Genomic DNA, 17359 nt, shown 5'->3' with positions numbered 1-17359 from the left:
ATTTCTGGTGCCAGGCACCCGTATCTTAATATACATCCCTTTTCGTAAAGACAGCGAAGGCGACTATGAGGCCGCCTGCAGCCCAAGCCAATAGTACACTTAACGAAAAGCCGAGGGACATTCCTTCAATCGGAGTAGCCATGCCGCTGATATAATTAGTCAGGGCTAAATTCACCATGAATAGATATTTAGCGCTTTCCCATGAAGATACCATATTGGAAAGAATAGCACCGGCGATCAATGCCGCCAGCATGATTCCCATAACTGCAGCAGTACTCCTCAGCAGTACAGAAAGCATAAAGGTTAATGTTCCAACAACAAAGCATACATACCATACCAGACCGAATTCCATCAAAACATATTGCCATTGAGGAATGAGATGAACGTTGTTTGTCAGCAGTTCTTCACCCTTTGGACTGAATCCGGTCAAAAGAGGCATGTCCCATCCTCCATAGCCAAAGACTAAACCTGATATAGTGTAAGAAAGAAAGGCCACTGCTGTTACAATAAGCGATACTGATAATAGGAGCGCTATATATTTGCTCAGTAAAATTTTCCACCGTTTCACCGGCCGGGTGAGAAGGAGCTTGATGGTTCCCCCGCTTGCTTCAGAGGAAACAAGATCTGCTGCAGCCACCATAACAAGAAGCGGAAGAAGCAGAGTGATTGAATTTTCAACGAAAACTCTCATGAACGTTGGAGCACCTGGAGCCTGGGGATTAACATCATGATCGAGATAATATTGCTGCTGGGCCAAACGAATTTTTAAATATTTTCTCCAGTCATCCTGTAGCCGGCTTGAACTTAGACGGTTCTGTGTGTCAACAATCTCCTGCTGGAGCTTCGTACGCCAATCTGCATTCCCAAGCTTCTCCTGAGTGGTCTTTGCCTGCTGGTATTGAGCATAAGTAAAAAGGGGGACGAGGGCAGCAATAATCAGGATGATGACAAACAGCCGCTTTTTTCTGAACAGCTTCAGCAATTCATTATGAACAAGTTTAGTCAATATGCTCTCCTCCTGTAAGTTCTAAGAAAAGATCTTCAAGGGCAGGGAGTTTCGTTTTCATTTCTTTTACTTCAATCCCGGCGTTAACAAGTATCCTGTTCCAGTTTCCTATTTGATTCTCATCGTATAAGGTGATAAGCCTGCCGTCTGATTCTGTCACAGTTGTAACTTCTTCAAGCAGAAGCTTCGCTTTATCCAGCGGTACTGCACTCCATACAACCCGTTCCTGTTCAGCCAGTAATGATTCTACTGTGTCGATCCTGATGATGCTGCCTTTCGAGATTATGGCTACACGGTCACACATCAGTTGAATTTCGCTAAGCAGGTGGGAGGAAACCATCACGCATAATTTCTCCTTTTCAGCCAGGAAGCGGATGAACTCTCTCATTTCACGGATTCCAGCAGGATCAAGCCCGTTGGTCGGTTCATCAAGTATAAGCAGTTTTGGGTTGCCAAGCAGGGCTTGGGCAATTCCGAGACGCTGCCTCATACCCAAAGAATAGGTACTCACTCTATCATTTATCCTTTTGCCCATATCTACGAGTTCGACGACTTCTTGAAGCCGGCTCTCGTGGATGGAGGAATCCATACGGGCAAAATGTTCAAGATTTTCCCAGCCTGTTAAATAAGGATAAAGCTCAGGGTTTTCAACAATGCAGCCCAAGTCTTTCATCGCTTCCCCGAACTGGGTCTGAACGTTCTTTCCACCGATATAAATCGATCCTGATGTGGGCTTGATCAGCCCGACAAGCATACGGATCGTAGTTGTTTTTCCGGCCCCGTTCGGTCCAAGAAAGCCAAAGACTTCACCGGGATATAATTCAAAGGAAAGTCCTTTGATAATTTCTTTTTTGCCGATGGTTTTCCGAAGGTTGCTAACGGAAAGGGCAGGTGATTCGCTCATTTCTTTTCCTCCTCGCTGAAATGAATGAGGGAAGCAGTGCGCTCTCCGATTAATTGATAGCCTTCTTTATTCGGATGAAAATGGTCACTGAAAAGATAGTCATTCACATTAAGTTCAAAAAGATCAAAGGTGGGGACATAAATAATATTGGGATAAGCAGCCGCAGCGTTAGCGGAATCAAAGTTCCATTTCCGGACGATGCTTGACGTTTTCTTGGAGTCCTCCATATCGCTGAATGGGTTGTAGAGCCCTACATGATAGATGGTCCCAGTCTTGTTTAGCGAACGAATTTCCTTGTATAGTTCTTTCAGGTTGTTAAGGTAAGCTTCCTCTGTTTTATTGATGCTCTGTGAATTTAGCTGCTGAAGAGCTTGTCCGCCGCGGAATAAATCGTTGCCTCCAATTGTAAGCAGGATGACATCAGCGTTTTTAATCTGGCGTTTGATCTGCTGCTGGCTGATCTGGTCAAGAAGCTCTTTTGAGGTTTGCCCTTTTATAGCGGAATTGGAAAGCTCAATCTCTTTTTTTGTTTTCTTTGCTAATTCTTCTTTCAAGTAACCGATGTAGCCCTTGCCGTCAGGGTCGCCAGTGCCCCTTGTCAAGGAATCGCCTAATGCTGCAATGCGTAAGTTCCTGCCCATTCCATCCGCTGAATCGCTGGTAGTTTTACCGCTGTCTGGTTTAACGGTATCCATCCGCTGGCCGCCAGCTGAAAAAAACTGGTCCTGTATGACCCAGGCAAGTCCCGCAAGCCATAAAAAAGCTGATAAGATGGAAAGAGCTGTGATGAGAGACAGACCTTTTTTTCTCACAAGACCATCCTTTCAAATACTAATTACATAAAGCATAGCAGAGAAACAAAAAATTTCTTACTATTTTGCATATGTTTTCCTTCCTTTCTATTGTTTCCACTCCGCTGCCCTGTCTAAGCAGCTGTCATAAAAAATGTTGGTTAATGATACAGAGGGGAGAATAGAGAGAGAATAACAGCAGGCAACCTAAGCAGCCGGGTGGTGAAATATGAAAAAGAAATATCAAAACAAGCTGATTGCCATAGTAGTCATGACCATGGCAGCCATCTATTTTTTTATAAGCCTGAATCCTCCGCTTTCCGTGTTGGGTGGACATAAGAAATCAGCCAATGAAACATGGATTGAAGTAAAGAACGAAGGCTGGCTTTCATTGAAGGTAGATGCCTTGTATGTGAATAACAATGAGGTTCCTGCCGAAGCTTCTTTTCTGGCAACTGATAAATTTATACCGTTAAAAAAGCAGACAATTCATTCGGGGGAAGAAAAGTATATACGTATTTTTTACGAGGTGCCTTTAAAAAGGATTACCGTAGCCTACAGCTTCGGCGGCATTTCTTTTATACGTTCGTTTTCAATCTTTTAACCAATTCAGCTTTCATTGGGTATGATCGAATACATGAGTGTAAAGGGGGGATTTTGATGGATTCAAAACCTGACTATAATAATGAAGAATACGTTCAGTTAGATGAAGAAACGCTGTTTATTGTCTCACAGACGTTCAAAGCGCTTTCTGACCCTACCAGGATACGGATTCTGCATCTGCTTTCTCAAAAAGAATGCAGTGTGAATGAAATAACAGAGGCTTTGTCTCTTTTGCAATCTACGGTTTCCCATCAATTAAGATTTTTAAAGAACTTGCGTCTTGTAAAGTTTCGCCGTTCAGGGACCACCCTGTTTTATTCCATGGACGATGAACATGTCATTGATCTGCTTAAACAGGCCATACATCATGCGAGCCATGACTAAGCTTGTTGCTGTGGAGAAAAGAAAAGATTTTGCTTATTTTATGAAGATTTTATATTGTTTTTGTTGAATTTTGAGAAAAAAGCAGGAATTCTATAAAAAAACCTGTTCTAAAAGGCAGAAGCAAGCAAAAACGCTTAAAATCAGACAAAATAGATTATTCTGAATATTTTAATTTATCTTCACATAGAGTATTATAAACGAAACAAAAGAAGGGAGTAGATTCCAATGAAGAATGTTAGCGAAGCATGCTAAACAGGCCTATACAAATAGTTAAACTATTTAACAGGCACAGTATGCGGGTCTTCCGAATCTGCCAAGCAACATTTATCCATACATCCTTTTTAAAGGCGTGATTCCAATGAAAAAAGTTAGCGAAGCATGTCAAAATCATATCCACTAAAAAATCAGCCCGTGAAAACTGGTTTTGAGATATGTGGACATGTGGGAAACCAAAAATGGAAACATTAAAACTTCAGAGGACGTGGTTCCGATGACAAAAGTTAGCGAAGCATGCTAGGATCATGGCGCATTAGGAAATAGTCCGTGAAAACTATTTTCGCATCATGTGGCATGTGGGAAGCCAAAAAGGAGAAAATAAACTGAAAGATGCAAGTCTGCAAGTGATGCAAGGCATGTGTTCTAAGTAAAGAAAGGAAAATCAACAAGTGAATAGCAAGTATTTTAAATAAGGCGCAAGTTTATGTTAATTTACATAAACAGCGTCTTATTTTTGTATTTTAAATAAGACGCTGTTTGACGAGGAGGACTTGAAGGGAAACTAAGTTACAGGAAATGGAGGTCCCAAATGAATAATAAATCCGAACAGAAAAACGCGCATCCTAAAACTCCCCAAAAATATCCTGAGCGACAATATTATTTCCCTGCCCAAATCGTTGAAACGTTTATTAGAAAAGGAAAAGAATCCATACAAACCACTTATTTGGCACAATTAATTCTATCCAGTCTGGCAGGAGCTTTTATCGCTTTTGGAGCTCTAGGTTCAGTATTATTGACAATGGACATTGAATCGGCCGGCATTGTGAATTTAATGGCTGGTATCGGATTTATGATTGGCTACGCGATGGTCTTTTTATCAGGTTCCATATTATTTACGGAAGTAAACATACTCTTGCCCAGTTATATCATGCAGAGCAAGTTTTGGATCAGCAAAAAACTGCTGTCCTTTTGGCTTATCTGTTACACTGGAAATTTTGTGGGCGCTCTATTTGTCGGTTTTCTTTTAAACCTTTCAGGCTCGCTGCACGATGAATTCTATGATTACCTGCTCACATTCGTAGAAAAGAAAATGGAATTTACACATAGAGGAACTTGGGGCTGGTTTCAGGTTCTTTTTTCAGGTATTTTGGCAAACTGGCTAATCGGAGCAGCAGCGGTTCTTGCTACCGCCGCAAGAGATGTGGTTGGCAAGATTCTCGGTATTGCTCTGCCTGTTATCATTTTCGAAGCCGGAAACTTTCAGCACGCTGTGGCCAACATGGGCTATTTCAGTATATCCGTCATTGAAGGCTTTGATATCAGCTGGTATAAGTTTATTCTGCTTAATCTGGTTCCAGCAAGTATCGGCAATCTAATCGGCGGCGGTATACTTGTATCCCTGCTGTTGTCATATGCTTACAAAGAAGAACTAGATGAGGGGGTTCTGAAAGAGGAAGAAGAGGCAATTGAGGAAATGGAAAACAAGAAAGAAGCACCCAATGGAAAACCAGCTGGAGAACCAGCTGGTCATCAATAATAAGGATAAGGGTAATAAGGATACGGATAGTAATAAGGATATAGAGAGAGTGCAGCTATAGCGGCAAGGGGAAATATCCCTGGAAAAAACCTTCTTCCAAACCATGGCCGGCCAAAAAATACACGATTTTCTTCATTTTCCTCTCTTCCCATAGCCCCCTGCTGCCCCTGCATTCCTTGTTGCACTTGCATTCCTTGTGTTCCCTGCATGCCCTGATGGCCTTGCATTCCTTGCTGGCTCCCTTGCCCGCCCTGTTGCGGCTGCTGAATGTCCTGAGGAACCATCATATGGAGATTCTGGCCATCCACATTTGTAATGATCCCTTCCGTTTTCTTGCCATCATGCATGGTAATAATCACATGAAAATACAAGTGCTGCTTACAAAGATTGTGCATCTGTGCCCAGTTTCTTTCATCCGTCTGCTCCTGATTATTGTAATCTTCCACCATAGGCAATCAACTCCTTCCAACACTATTTTTATTTTTTAAAAAAAAGATTATGTCTGTCCAAAGAGGTTTGTGAGTGTTATTTCATTAGAAATAGGGTAAATACTAACCACAATAGTGTATGAGGAGGAACAGCATGAGCTTATCTAAACAACAAATCAACGAATTAGAACAAAATCTGCTAAAGATGAAAAAACAACTAGAAGCACAGCATGAGCTGAGGGAGAAAGATGAAAGCCTGCAAGAGTCTACCGGGGAGATCAGCTCATATGATAACCACTTTGGTGATATGGGGAGTGAGTTATATGACCGCGAAATGGCAATGGCGCTTGATGAAAATCAAGAGGAAATTCTTGAAGACATTAACGAGGCGCTCCAGCGCATTGAAGAAGGCACCTACGGAAAATGCGTGGACACGGGAGAGGAGATTCCTTACGAAAGGTTAAAAGCCCTTCCTTATGCAAAACGGACGGTCCAGGCACAAGAAAAGGCTGATGAGGACGGGAAAACAGATGATTATGAAATAGGTGAACCTTCTTTCGTCAGGAAGGGTGAAGGGAAGTATGAAGACAGCAGAATGCAATCGGTTGACGAGATAATGGAGACACACGGAAATGCTTCTAATAAAGGAGAGGACGCATAATAAAAAAGCAGCCTGCCCAACTATCGGGGTTCGGCTGCTTTTTTGTTCTTTGAATATCGTTTATTCGTGGCGTAGGACAACATAGGTTTAAAATAATAAATTGTATTAAACAGGATATTACCGAGAAGGATTCCGGCAAAAGCATCTAGAACTACGTGCTGTTTAATGAAGAGTGTGGAAAGAATAATCAAGTATCCTGCAATGTTGACAGCGAAAATTCGTACTGGTGTTTTTGTTTTGCAGTATCTTATTGCAATGACCATTAAATAACTGCTCAGGACATGAATACTTGGAAAGCAATTAAAAGGTTCATCAGCTGAGTAAATGTAACGGATAACATTTGTGAGAACACCGCTGCCCTCTATGGCAGGTCTTGGAACCGTTGTCTGAAAGAAATAGTAAATGACATAACAGATCACCATCCCGATCGTTAAGCTCAACAGCGTCTTGAAATATAAGGATCTGTCATAGATAAAAAAGTAAAACAACATGCCAAAAATGAAAAGGTACCAAAAAACATACGGAATAATAAAGGCTTCAATAAAAGGAATATGCTGGTCAAATGATGTAATAAGACTCCTTGCTCCCCGATCTCCGTTATTCAGTAATTCATAAAAATTATGCAGAAGAGGAATAGAGAGCATCAATAGCAAAGGAAGAATATGGGATTTTAATTTACTCAATAGTCACTGCCCCTTCAAATACATAACAATCATATTTAACAACTACCATATTATACCATATTGTTTGCTAGAGTTGGGATGGTTCTTGTTAATGGCTATGTAATATTTATACCAAAAAATAGTCATACACTAGCTTATCATAACGTAATGAAGGGCTAGAGGCATCCTTTTTTTAGTGACAAATTATTTAACGATTTGCCTTCTCTGCATTATACTTCCCTAAAAATTGAAGGAAAGAACATCATTCAAAGGACAAATCCGCACATAAAGGTCTTTTGACACTAGGTATTAAGTCCTGTTAACGAAGATTGGGTAGTCAGATTGTTACAATTTATTTTACTGAATTTAGCTTAATTTGACAGAAAATATGGAATTCATTAGGTTTAATGTCATAAAAAATCGGGAATTCTATTAATTTGTAATATATCTGTAATCTCCCTAAAATGTTCGTGTCATATTTTGTTGGTAGAATCTAATTAAGTTAGCAAGGAAACAAATACCAACATTGGTAATACAGATTTTAGGGGGATACATGCTTTGAAAAAATTGGTAGCGGCAGCGGCACTATTAGGAATGATGGCTTTGAACCCGATCGTAGGGAAAGCAGCGCTTGGCGATCACACTTTAAAACAAGGTATGACCAGTAAAGATGTGCAGCAATTACAAACTGTCCTTAAGAAAAAAGGATATTTCACATACAAAAAGACGACTACTTACTATGGTACATATACGAAATCAGCTGTAAAAAAGTTTCAAAAGGCAAAAAAACTTAAAGCAGATGGCGTAGCTGGAAAAAGCACGTTCAAAGCACTAGGGGTTAAAACAGCTGTTAAAAGCACTTCATACAGTTCATCAGGTTTGATCAGTACGGCAAAAAGATACATGGGTGTTCCTTACCGCTGGGGCGGAACAACACCTAAAGGGTTCGATTGCAGCGGCTATATCAACTATGTTTTTGATAAATCGGCTGGAATTGACTTGCCAAGAACAGTTTCCGGAATCTATTTAAAAGGTACATCTGTCAGTACTCCAAAAGCTGGAGATGTTGTATTTTTCCAAACGTATAAACATGGTGCTTCCCATGCTGGAATATACATCGGAGACCATAAGTTTATTCACAGTTCATCTTCAAAAGGAGTAAGCATTGCTTCAATGCAAAATCCTTACTGGGCACCGAAATTCCTTGGCGCTAAAAAGATATAAGTACGAAACAGGCAGACTCATTCTGCCTGTTTTTTTTCAGTTTGAAGGCTTTTTTTATTTTTTTTGTCATATCGTTTAACTTTTCTGAATATTATAGTATAATCTATCATATCATGAATTGGCCTTAATGCAGTTTACCTTCCTGTTGAAAGGAGTGTTAGGCATGTATTTTGGTGAAACTGTCAAAATCAACCGTTTTGACGGGGAATACTTTGAGGTGAACCACAACTGGCTGATGGATATTGTGTGGGACAAATATCACATGCCGCTGCGGGACTTTTTGGATTCTTATGATAGAAGGGACAGTGATTATATTTTGACGCTGGCCGAACAGAATACTTTACGTTACGAATTGAAAAATGATGAAAGCCGCTTAGTTTTATAAGCGGTTTTTTTGTGATGTAAAAAAGTATAATATTCAGCTTGCATAGATGTAATGTCTAGCTCCAGCGCCCAGGGCTGAAAAAATGGTTCTTGTTTTCAGCATAAGTCCTCGAGGACGCTTGCGCTTTTCTTACTTTGTCTTGTGGCATACCTCTTCACCTCTTCATATCATATGAGGAATGTTAGGCGAGGAGGATGAATTATGGCAAAAAAAAAGGCTAAAAAGATCTCTAAGTATGATCAGGCGGTCAATAAATATGCACATACTCTAAAAATGGTTACCAGTTCCACCTGCCTGTCCTGCAAAACTCAATGTGTGAGGGGATTGGCCTATATAGATAAAATGTCTAAACCGGGCGCGGTCGGGCACGGTGTCCCCTGCCATCTGACAAAAGGAAAAGGTATGAAATAAGTGATGTCTCTCTAACTTAGCACATCTTCCCTAAGGATTTAGTTTGTGTGAGGATGTGCAGCCTTTTTTTATTTTGAAGGATGTTAGCATCCATAAAAAGGTGTTTATGTTAATTCATCGCCGGGAAAAGTTCAGAATAGTGAAAACAAAAATGATGTCTCTGTCCCATAAAGGCGATAATAACTATAAACTATATAAAGCAAAGTCAGGTGATACCCATGAGCAGAGAATGCAGAGAAAAATTAAGTTTAAATGGCATATGGAAATGTGTTCCTGATGAGGATAACCGTCTGGAAGGAAATATTAGAAACAAGCCTGTATACCATTCAGAAGAACTAACTTGGGAGGATATCCATGTTCCTGCACACTGGCAGAAAGCGGGATATGAGGATTTCCAGGGAGTCATGTGGTATAAAACTGTCTTTCGTGCTCCGTCACTAAAGAAAAATAAGATGTTCTACATTTGTTTTGATGCTGTTGATTATTATTCAGAGGTTTGGCTCAACGGAGTGTATCTTGGAGCTCATGAAGGAGACTTTGATGCGTTTGAATTTAATGTCTCTGATTTTCTGGAATATTGCGGAGAGAACACGCTGGTAATCAAAGTGACTTCTGAATTGGATACAAAGCCCGAACGTAAAAAAATTGCCAAGGGAGGCCTTTACCATTGGGACTGCCTTCCAGTGAAACAAGAAGGGCTGACAGATTGTCCAGAAGTTCCTTCTTCTGTGAATGCCCATTACCCAAATCCTCTTGTCAACCCGGGTGGAATATGGAAAGGGGTTTATCTTGAAGAACGCTGCAAGGTACATATTGAGCATATTCAGGTGACTCCTTATCTAAAAGATGAGTATAAGAAAGCCACCATCTACCTTGATGTTGAAATACAGAACAATAACAGCAAGGAAGCCAAAATTGACGTGGAAGTTTCATTCTTGCCCCATAATTTCAGAGGGAAAATATACAGATGGAAGTCTCAGAGCTATTTTCAAAGACCAGGTACGAGCAGCTATTCAATGACTGACCAGCTGTCCAACCCCAAATTATGGTGGACATGGGAGCTTGGATTTCCTCACCTGTATAAAGCTGTGATTGAAGTGTGGGTAAATGGGGTATTGGTAGACAAGAAGATTCAAATATTTGGAATCCGCGAAATTAAAATGGATGAAAAATGGATCTTTTACCTCAATGGAACAAGGGTGTTTATTAAAGGAAACAACTATTTGTCCGACCAGTTCCTCTCTCTTATGACAAAGGAATCCTACCAGCTTGATGTCCAAATGATGCTGGATGCCAACATGAATACCACCAGGCTTTTTGCCCATGCCGAACAGGAAGAGTTTTATCAGCTGTGCAACGAAAAGGGTATCATGGTTTTTCAGGATTTGCCGTTTCAATGGGGCTATGAATCTACGGGTCTTTTTATAAAAAGAGCCGAGGATGTTTCACGTCGTTTCGTTAGAATGCTGTATAACCATCCTTCGATCATTTTGTGGTCCTGCCACAGCGAATCCCGCTTTCATGACTACAACAAGCTGGACAATATGCTCTTGCGTGTCGTAAAGGAACTCGATAGTCTGCGGCCCGTTATTAAAAATTCGGTGCTCGTATCCGATGAGGAACTTCCTCATTTTTTTGAGACGCTGGATGACTTTACAGACTATATCGGTACGCATTTAAGTGTGCACTGGGTCGGTTGGTATTGGGGCAAAATTGAGGATGCTGAGTTTTATAACCCGATGTTTGTAACAGAGTATGGAACCCAGTCTATTCCAAATGAAGATTCCTTGAAGAAATTTATGAACCAAGAGTCTCTCTGGCCTGTTAACTGGGAGATCTACCGTACATGGGGCTTTCAGACCAATATTTATCAGACGATGTTGGGGTCGGTCATGACTCAGTCCCTTCAAGAACTTATCGACATTACACAAGAATATCAGGTTCAGTTCTACAAGGAGCATACTGAGGCGTTAAGGCGGAAGAAATACAATCATGTAGGCGGGCTTCTTCAGTTTCACTTTGTTAATACAGGACCGTCCATCGATTGGTCCATCATCGACTATTACCGCCAGCCTAAAAAAGCTTATTTTGCCATGGCTAAAGCTTTTGAACCGCTGCATCTGTCCTTTAACGGCGAAGTTACGGATGGGGAGCTTGGAAAGACTGCTACCGTAACTCCTTGGATCGTGAACGATTACAACGTTACATTTGAAAACTGCGAAATAGCCTACAAGGTATTCCTTGAAGACGGCACCCTGGTCGATCAGCAATGTTTGCCTGTTCCAAAGGTAGAGAAAGATTCAGTCCAATCATTTGAATCTTTAACCATTCCGGTTTCATCCGGCACAACAGTTAAAGTAACAGGTCAATTGAAGGATTCGAACGGTATGACGGTCATGGAAAATGATAAAATCATCCGCTCGCTTCCGGCAGAGGATGAAGTGCAAAATCCGTTCAAATCACCAATACGATTATAAAATGAGGAGGCAAAACCGATGAAAAAGGGATTGTTGCTGCTTTTTTGTCTTGTATTGGCTTTATCCATGTCAGCCTGTTCCAATGACAACCAAGGAGCGTCAGGAACAGAGAAAAATGGAGAAGTGCAGCTGAAAATGTGGGCGCATCAGGGACAGCCGAAAGAAGTCGACTTTTATAAAAAACGTATTGAGGAATTCAATAAAGCTCATAAAGGAAAAATTCATGTTAAGCTCGATATCATTCCAAGCGGTGCAGGCCACGCCTATGAAGATAAAATCAATGCTGCTGCAACCTCGAACGGGCTGCCGGATGTTCTTGATATGGACGGGCCTTTTGTCGGGAACTATGCAGCAACAGGGATCCTGGCTCCCATTGATGATTACGTAGCGAAAAAGGACAAGCAGGATTTTGCCAAATCCATCATCCAGCAAGGTACATATGACGGCAAACTATACGCACTTGGGGCAATGGAATCATCCATTGTGGTCTTCTATAACAAAAAGTTGCTGAAAGAAGCGGGGATTAACGCTCCGGAATCATTAGACAAGGCATGGACATGGGACCAGTTCATGGACGCCTCGAAAAAACTGACTAAAAACAACGTCCGCGGGCTCACGATGCATATGGATAATGGCGTCGGGGAATGGCTCACTTACATGGGTTCCGTATTTGTGTGGTCCAACGGCGGCCTCTTGCTCAATGAAGACCGCACTAAAGCTGACGGCTATGTCAATGGCCCGAAATCGGTAGAGGCAATGAACTATGTCAAAGATCTGTTTAAGTCAAAAGTTGTGAGCGTTTCCAACGGGCCGACGGATTTTGAAGAAGGAAAGGCGGCCATGATGCTTGGAGGTGTGTGGCTGATTCCTGGCTTTGAGGAGTATAAAAATCTGGATTGGGGAATGACCTATTTCCCTTACAGCAAAAAGAAAACCTCACCTTCCGGATCTTGGGCATTTGGTGTGTCCAGCCAGTCCAAACAGCCGAAAGAAGCAGCTGAGGTTGTAAAGTGGATGAGCAATAAGGATTCTGTTGTAGAAATTTCCAAGATAACCGGAATGCCACCGGCACGCGAATCCGCGTTTAAAGAGCTGCCTGAATACGATAAACTCCCTAAAAAGATCATTAAAGACCAGGTGCTGAACACAGCAAAAGCCCGTCCGGCAACACCTGCCTATCCGGTCTTAACCGCTAAATTTGCTGAAGCTTTTCAAGCGGCTGCCTTGGGGCAGGATGTAAAAAAAGAACTTGATAAAGCAGCGAAGGATACTGACAGAGAACTGGAGCGATTCAAAAAATAAGACGGAAAAGGAGTGATGGATTCACTCCTTTTCCTGTACTTTTTTGCAGAAAGGAGAAACAGGATGGAACCCGCTACACAAAAAACAAACGTCGATCGCCCATTACCTACGGTAAGCCCGAAGCAAAGGAAAAGAAAGAATTTGTTTGCCAGCTATGGGTTCGTTGGCCCGGCGATGATTCTGCTGTTTGTCTTTCTCATACTGCCGGCCATTTTGGCACTGTACTATAGCTTTACAAACTATTATTTGCTGACCCCTGAAAAGATGAAATTTGTAGGAATGGAAAACTACAAGCGGCTGGCGGAGGACGATATCTTTTTAAAATCCTTGGGAAATACCGCTCTTTTTGTCGTAATCGTTGTCCCCGTACAAACCCTTGTCGCTTTGGCACTGGCCCTTCTAGTGAACCAAAAGGTAAGAGGCATCAAATTTTTCAGGATGGCTTTTTTTGCTCCTGTTGTCACTTCAATGGTTATCGTCTCCATCCTCTGGACATTCATATATAATCCGGACAACGGATTGGCGAATTCCATCTTAAATATCGTGGGACTCGGCCCGTTTCAGTTTCTTACAGACAAAGACCAGGCGATGTATTCCATTATTTTTATGAGTATTTGGCAGGGTGCCGGATATCAGATGATGATCTTTCTTGCAGGCCTTCAGGAAATTCCGGACCATCTCTATGAAGCAGCATCCATTGATGGGGCGAACGCTTGGCAAAAGCTCATCAACATCACCATTCCCGGCATTCGGAACATCCTGGTATTTATTGCGATTGTAACGATGATTGCTGCTACCAAACTCTTTATCCAGCCTTTTGTCATGACGCAGGGAGGCCCTTTGGATTCTACGAAAACGCTCGTTTATATGGTATATGAAACAGGCTTTAAGTTTAGGGATGTTGGCTATTCATCAGCCATCGCAATTCTTTTCTTTGTGATCGTGCTAGTCATTTCCATTCTGCAGCGAAAGTTTATTAAAGAATCTACAGAATAGGAGGAGAGTTATGAAAAAGAACCGTTTATTTAAATTAATAGGATTGTATGTCGCCCTTACTTTGCTGGCACTTCTTTTTTTATTTCCGCTCATCTGGATGATTGTCTCTTCCTTTAAATCGGAAGCGCAGATTTTCGCGGATCTGAAATCATTTAAAGCCTTTGTTCCTTATACTTTTTCATTGGACAACTATACCGGGGTCTTTGAACGGATTCCATTCATCAGATATTTGCTGACGAGCACATTGTACGTTTCGGTTATTGTTCTTCTAGGTTTGTTTGTAAACTCTCTGGCTGCTTATGCGTTTGCGAGAATGGAGTTTAAAGGAAGGGACTTTTTGTTTGCAGCCGTGGTCGCGTTAATTATAATCCCGTTTGAGAGTATCCTCCTTCCCTTGTATTTAATCATCGATGAGTTAGATTGGCTGAATACTTACCAGGCGCTGATCGTTCCCTTTATTGCAAATGCGTTTAATATTTTCATGTTTAGGCAGTTCTTTTTAAACTTGCCGAAAGAATTGGAAGAGTCTGCACGAATGGATGGTGCTTCTACGCTTCGAATCTTTTTCCAGATTGTCATTCCGCTATCAAAGCCTGTTTTTATTACAGTGGCTCTCCTTACATTTATTACACATTGGGGAGACTTCATGTGGCCGCTCATTGCGACAACTGATGAGAGTGTAAGGCCGCTTCAAGTCGGCATGCAGTTCTTTTTCCATCAGCCTCCTGTGAAGTATGGCCATGTCATGGCTGCTCTTACAATGGCGACCATTCCGCTGCTGATCATCTTCGTGTTCTTTCAAAAATACTACGTACAGGGAATTGCATCTGCCGGTATGAAAAACTAATCGTGTAACTCTGAGCGAAGCCCAATTAGGCTTTGCTTTTTTGTGATCCAATATTATTCATCGAAGGAACGAATTGGGAAAATGTATAGATAAACACTTGGATATTTTCATAGGTTAACCACTGATTTTCCCAATACACATCCTCCTTTTGTACTGATACAATTGAAAACAAACAATGTTCGACAAAGATAGGTATGCAAATAGTACCAGGAAGAATGGGTGAGGGCGTGAAAAAAAAGAGAGTACTTGTCTATCTCTATCCCCAGTTTCGAGAAGTAGAGATTATGGTGGCGCTGTCTATTGTCAGCCGCTTTTATGAAGTCTTAACCTTCTCATTGCCTCATGGGGCAGTTACAAGTGAATGCGGCCTTACGATGCAGCCGTCTATTAAACTGAAGAATATTAATCCTCTTGAATATGATTTGCTGCTGATCCCAGGAGGCACGCAAGCCGGCAGCCAATCTGATCCCCGGCTGATCAGACTGATCAAAGCCTTTGATAGAGATGGTGTACGCATAGCTGCCATAGGCACGGGTGTGCTTCTGGCTGGAAAAGCAGGAGTATTGATCAACAAAAATTTTACGGCCTCTGTTCTTGAAGAGGAGCATAGAAGAGCCAAGGACTGGCTGACAGGAAGAGCTGTCAACCGGCCGGTCGTTGAAGATAAAAATATAATAACCGCCAAAAACAATGCATATATTGATTTTGGATTGGTCATCGGTGACAGACTGGGTTGTTTTAACAGTATAGATGATTACAATCTGTATAAAGGCAGAGTGTAGCAGGTTGCTTGCCTATGTTAAAATAAGGAATAATAAATAAAGGAGCTGTACACGTGTCGACTCTTCTTATTTCAATTGTTATGTCTGTCATCATCATTTTGTTCATCCTTGTTATTTTTGTTGTTGCGATATCAAAGGGATATTCCTATAAACATACGGTGGACAGCCTGGAGGAAAATCCGCACCTGCAAGGAAAAAAGGATAAATCTCGCGATGCATAAAGCTGGCAGCCCATGCCGGCTTTTTTTATTTTTCAGGAAAGGCCCATAAATTTAGACTGGAAAGTTTGAGGATGAGAGGGGATAATAAAGATGATGAGAGCGCATACATCGTTATGTGTTTTTTTACAAACTATGAAGTAAAAAGGAGAAAATATGTTAAAAGTAATTAGGCCAGCCTCACCCTTTGATTTCTCTAAGATGCTTCGGCGGGTGAGCAGTGCAGGAAAAAATAATATCGTGCATGTGGACATGGACAATCAAACCTATAAAAGAATGATTCACCTTAGAAATAAACCGATACTTATTCAGGTAAAAGCAGCGGGCAGCATTGACAATCCGGAGCTTATGCTGGAGCACCCCGATGGACTTTCCACAAGGGAGCAGGATGAGCTGGCTGTTATGGTAAAACGCATGTTTTCCACGGAGATTGATATTAAACAATTCTATAGCCAATTTTCGGACCATAGACAGATTACGCCGCTCATCTCGGACTTTTTCGGTGTGCGTCTTGTTACCGATCCCGACCTTTTTGAATCCATGGTTAAGATTATAATTGGTCAGCAGGTGAATCTAACGTTTGCCGGTGTCTTGATCGACCGTTTGATTGTTCTTGCCGGTGAACACATTGAACATGAAGGAGAAATGTTCTCCGTTTTTCCAACTCCGGAAAAAGTGGCTTCACTGAATGTTGAACAGCTGAGGGAGCTCCAGTTCAGTCAGAGGAAAGCGGAGTATATTATAGATTTTTCAAGGTTGATCACTTCTGGAGCATTAGATACTGATTCCCTCTGGTCCATGACAGATGAAGAAGTAATGAATACGCTGCTGCCCATCAGGGGAATTGGCCGCTGGACGATTGAATGTCTCCTTATTTTTGCAATGGGGCGTACCAATGTTCTTCCGGCAGCTGATATCGGTTTAAGAAATGGTGTGCGTAAAGCATGGGATCTTGACTATCAGCCGACTGAAGAGGATGTAAGAAAGCTGGCTGAAGACTGGGCGCCATGGAACACTTACATTACGTATTATCTTTGGGAAAGCCTAGCGGTTGAACCCTTGATAAAAGAAAGATAAGAATGCGAATAGAACGAGGAGGAAGGTACTGTGAACATTGCTTTTTTTCTTTTGCCTAAAGAAGAAGTGGCTTTTTTAAAGTCTACCTCAACGATCAGGCAGGCACTTGAAAAACTGGAACATCATCGATATACGGCTGTTCCTGTGCTGGATGAAAAAGGAAGGTATTCTGAAACACTGACAGAAGGCGATTTGCTTTGGACGATTAAAAATACGCCAGGGCTGACGTTTGAAACGAGCCATCGTTTTTCCATCTCCGGCATCCAAAAAGACCGGGTCATCAAGTCCGTCTATATTAATGCTGAGATGGAAGATCTCTTGTCTTTAATTGCCACCCAAAACTTTGTTCCTGTGGTGGATGATCAGGGAGTATTTATCGGCATTGTCCGCAGGAGTGACATTATTGAATACTGCTCCAATCAGCTGTTTGCCATAAAGGGGACTTAAA

At 41.6% G+C, this 17359-nt stretch carries 20 protein-coding genes; 15 read left to right on the top strand and 5 right to left on the bottom strand.

Features of this window, described 5'->3' with window-relative positions:
• Positions 1 to 25 precede the first annotated feature (25 nt).
• Genes AR335_RS13200 through AR335_RS13190 form a run of 3 tightly spaced genes read right to left on the bottom strand, consistent with a single transcriptional unit; the run spans position 26 to position 2722 of the window.
• Entirely contained in the window at positions 26 to 1006 is a 981-nt protein-coding gene (locus AR335_RS13200; protein WP_062236449.1) for an ABC transporter permease, read from the bottom strand.
• Complete coding sequence (locus AR335_RS13195) at positions 999 to 1910, bottom strand: ABC transporter ATP-binding protein (protein ID WP_062236445.1); 912 nt, start codon at positions 1908 to 1910, stop codon at positions 999 to 1001. The genes AR335_RS13200 and AR335_RS13195 overlap by 8 nt, the downstream gene beginning before the upstream one ends.
• Positions 1907 to 2722 carry an SGNH/GDSL hydrolase family protein gene (locus AR335_RS13190; RefSeq protein ID WP_053355464.1) on the bottom strand — a complete coding sequence of 272 codons (816 nt, stop codon included), beginning with the start codon at positions 2720 to 2722 and terminating at the stop codon, positions 1907 to 1909. Before AR335_RS13190 ends, AR335_RS13195 begins: the two co-directional genes overlap by 4 nt.
• A 208-nt stretch (positions 2723 to 2930) precedes the next feature.
• Here AR335_RS13190 and AR335_RS13185 point away from each other — a divergent pair, with 208 nt between their 5' ends.
• The 3 genes from AR335_RS13185 to AR335_RS13175 all read left to right on the top strand — a co-directional run bounded on the left by AR335_RS13185 (position 2931) and on the right by AR335_RS13175 (position 5441).
• Positions 2931 to 3305, top strand: coding sequence for a hypothetical protein (locus AR335_RS13185; RefSeq protein WP_062236442.1), 375 nt, complete (start codon positions 2931 to 2933; stop codon positions 3303 to 3305).
• Positions 3306 to 3361: 56 nt separating this feature from the next.
• Positions 3362 to 3688 (top strand): ArsR/SmtB family transcription factor, encoded by a 327-nt coding sequence (locus tag AR335_RS13180; protein ID WP_053355461.1) that lies wholly within the window; start codon positions 3362 to 3364, stop codon positions 3686 to 3688.
• Between the two features lie 805 nt (positions 3689 to 4493).
• Complete coding sequence (locus AR335_RS13175) at positions 4494 to 5441, top strand: formate/nitrite transporter family protein (RefSeq protein ID WP_082683489.1); 948 nt, start codon at positions 4494 to 4496, stop codon at positions 5439 to 5441.
• Here the strand turns inward: AR335_RS13175 and AR335_RS13170 are convergent.
• Positions 5435 to 5890 (bottom strand): hypothetical protein, encoded by a 456-nt coding sequence (locus tag AR335_RS13170; RefSeq protein WP_062236439.1) that lies wholly within the window; start codon positions 5888 to 5890, stop codon positions 5435 to 5437. The two genes, AR335_RS13175 and AR335_RS13170, sit on opposite strands and share 7 nt — an antisense overlap.
• Positions 5891 to 6023: 133 nt before the next feature.
• Here AR335_RS13170 and AR335_RS13165 point away from each other — a divergent pair, with 133 nt between their 5' ends.
• Positions 6024 to 6530, top strand: coding sequence for a TraR/DksA C4-type zinc finger protein (locus AR335_RS13165; protein ID WP_082683488.1), 507 nt, complete (start codon positions 6024 to 6026; stop codon positions 6528 to 6530).
• A gap of 20 nt (positions 6531 to 6550) precedes the next feature.
• On the opposite strand, the gene AR335_RS13160 is transcribed toward AR335_RS13165, so the two are convergent.
• Positions 6551 to 7213 carry a phosphatase PAP2 family protein gene (locus tag AR335_RS13160; protein ID WP_062236436.1) on the bottom strand — a complete coding sequence of 221 codons (663 nt, stop codon included), beginning with the start codon at positions 7211 to 7213 and terminating at the stop codon, positions 6551 to 6553.
• A gap of 537 nt (positions 7214 to 7750) precedes the next feature.
• On the opposite strand from AR335_RS13160, the gene AR335_RS13155 reads away from it, so the two are divergent.
• The 11 genes from AR335_RS13155 to AR335_RS13105 all read left to right on the top strand — a co-directional run bounded on the left by AR335_RS13155 (position 7751) and on the right by AR335_RS13105 (position 17358).
• Positions 7751 to 8416 (top strand): C40 family peptidase, encoded by a 666-nt coding sequence (locus AR335_RS13155; protein WP_062236432.1) that lies wholly within the window; start codon positions 7751 to 7753, stop codon positions 8414 to 8416.
• 163 nt (positions 8417 to 8579) lie between these two features.
• The gene (locus AR335_RS13150; RefSeq protein WP_062236429.1) at positions 8580 to 8801 is read left to right on the top strand and encodes a hypothetical protein; all 222 of its coding nucleotides are present in this window, start codon (positions 8580 to 8582) and stop codon (positions 8799 to 8801) included.
• Between the two features lie 201 nt (positions 8802 to 9002).
• Positions 9003 to 9212: a hypothetical protein gene (locus tag AR335_RS13145; protein WP_231689154.1), complete on the top strand. Its 210-nt coding sequence runs from the start codon at positions 9003 to 9005 to the stop codon at positions 9210 to 9212.
• Between the two features lie 218 nt (positions 9213 to 9430).
• Positions 9431 to 11689: a glycoside hydrolase family 2 protein gene (locus AR335_RS13140; RefSeq protein WP_062236426.1), complete on the top strand. Its 2259-nt coding sequence runs from the start codon at positions 9431 to 9433 to the stop codon at positions 11687 to 11689.
• 18 nt (positions 11690 to 11707) lie between these two features.
• Positions 11708 to 12991 (top strand): ABC transporter substrate-binding protein, encoded by a 1284-nt coding sequence (locus AR335_RS13135; RefSeq protein WP_062236423.1) that lies wholly within the window; start codon positions 11708 to 11710, stop codon positions 12989 to 12991.
• Between the two features lie 63 nt (positions 12992 to 13054).
• Positions 13055 to 13987: a carbohydrate ABC transporter permease gene (locus AR335_RS13130; RefSeq protein ID WP_082683487.1), complete on the top strand. Its 933-nt coding sequence runs from the start codon at positions 13055 to 13057 to the stop codon at positions 13985 to 13987.
• A gap of 10 nt (positions 13988 to 13997) precedes the next feature.
• Positions 13998 to 14834 carry a carbohydrate ABC transporter permease gene (locus AR335_RS13125; protein WP_062236422.1) on the top strand — a complete coding sequence of 279 codons (837 nt, stop codon included), beginning with the start codon at positions 13998 to 14000 and terminating at the stop codon, positions 14832 to 14834.
• A 227-nt stretch (positions 14835 to 15061) separates the two neighbouring features.
• Positions 15062 to 15616: a DJ-1/PfpI family protein gene (locus tag AR335_RS13120; protein WP_197275474.1), complete on the top strand. Its 555-nt coding sequence runs from the start codon at positions 15062 to 15064 to the stop codon at positions 15614 to 15616.
• A 53-nt stretch (positions 15617 to 15669) separates the two neighbouring features.
• A complete protein-coding gene (gene ytzI, locus AR335_RS13115) occupies positions 15670 to 15837 on the top strand; it encodes a YtzI protein (protein ID WP_062236421.1) in 168 nt (55 codons plus the stop codon).
• A gap of 153 nt (positions 15838 to 15990) precedes the next feature.
• A complete protein-coding gene (locus AR335_RS13110; RefSeq protein WP_062236409.1) occupies positions 15991 to 16911 on the top strand; it encodes a DNA-3-methyladenine glycosylase family protein in 921 nt (306 codons plus the stop codon).
• A gap of 30 nt (positions 16912 to 16941) precedes the next feature.
• The gene (locus AR335_RS13105; protein ID WP_053355450.1) at positions 16942 to 17358 is read left to right on the top strand and encodes a CBS domain-containing protein; all 417 of its coding nucleotides are present in this window, start codon (positions 16942 to 16944) and stop codon (positions 17356 to 17358) included.
• Position 17359: the final 1 nt, after the last annotated feature.

Origin of the sequence: Fictibacillus sp. FJAT-27399 (genome assembly GCF_001510655.1) — a bacterium.
GTDB classification, from domain to species: Bacteria; Bacillota; Bacilli; order Bacillales; family Fictibacillaceae; genus Fictibacillus_C; species Fictibacillus_C marinisediminis.
The sequence above is the reverse complement of the archived record's forward strand: the minus strand, read 5'-3'. Positions and strand labels throughout refer to the sequence as shown.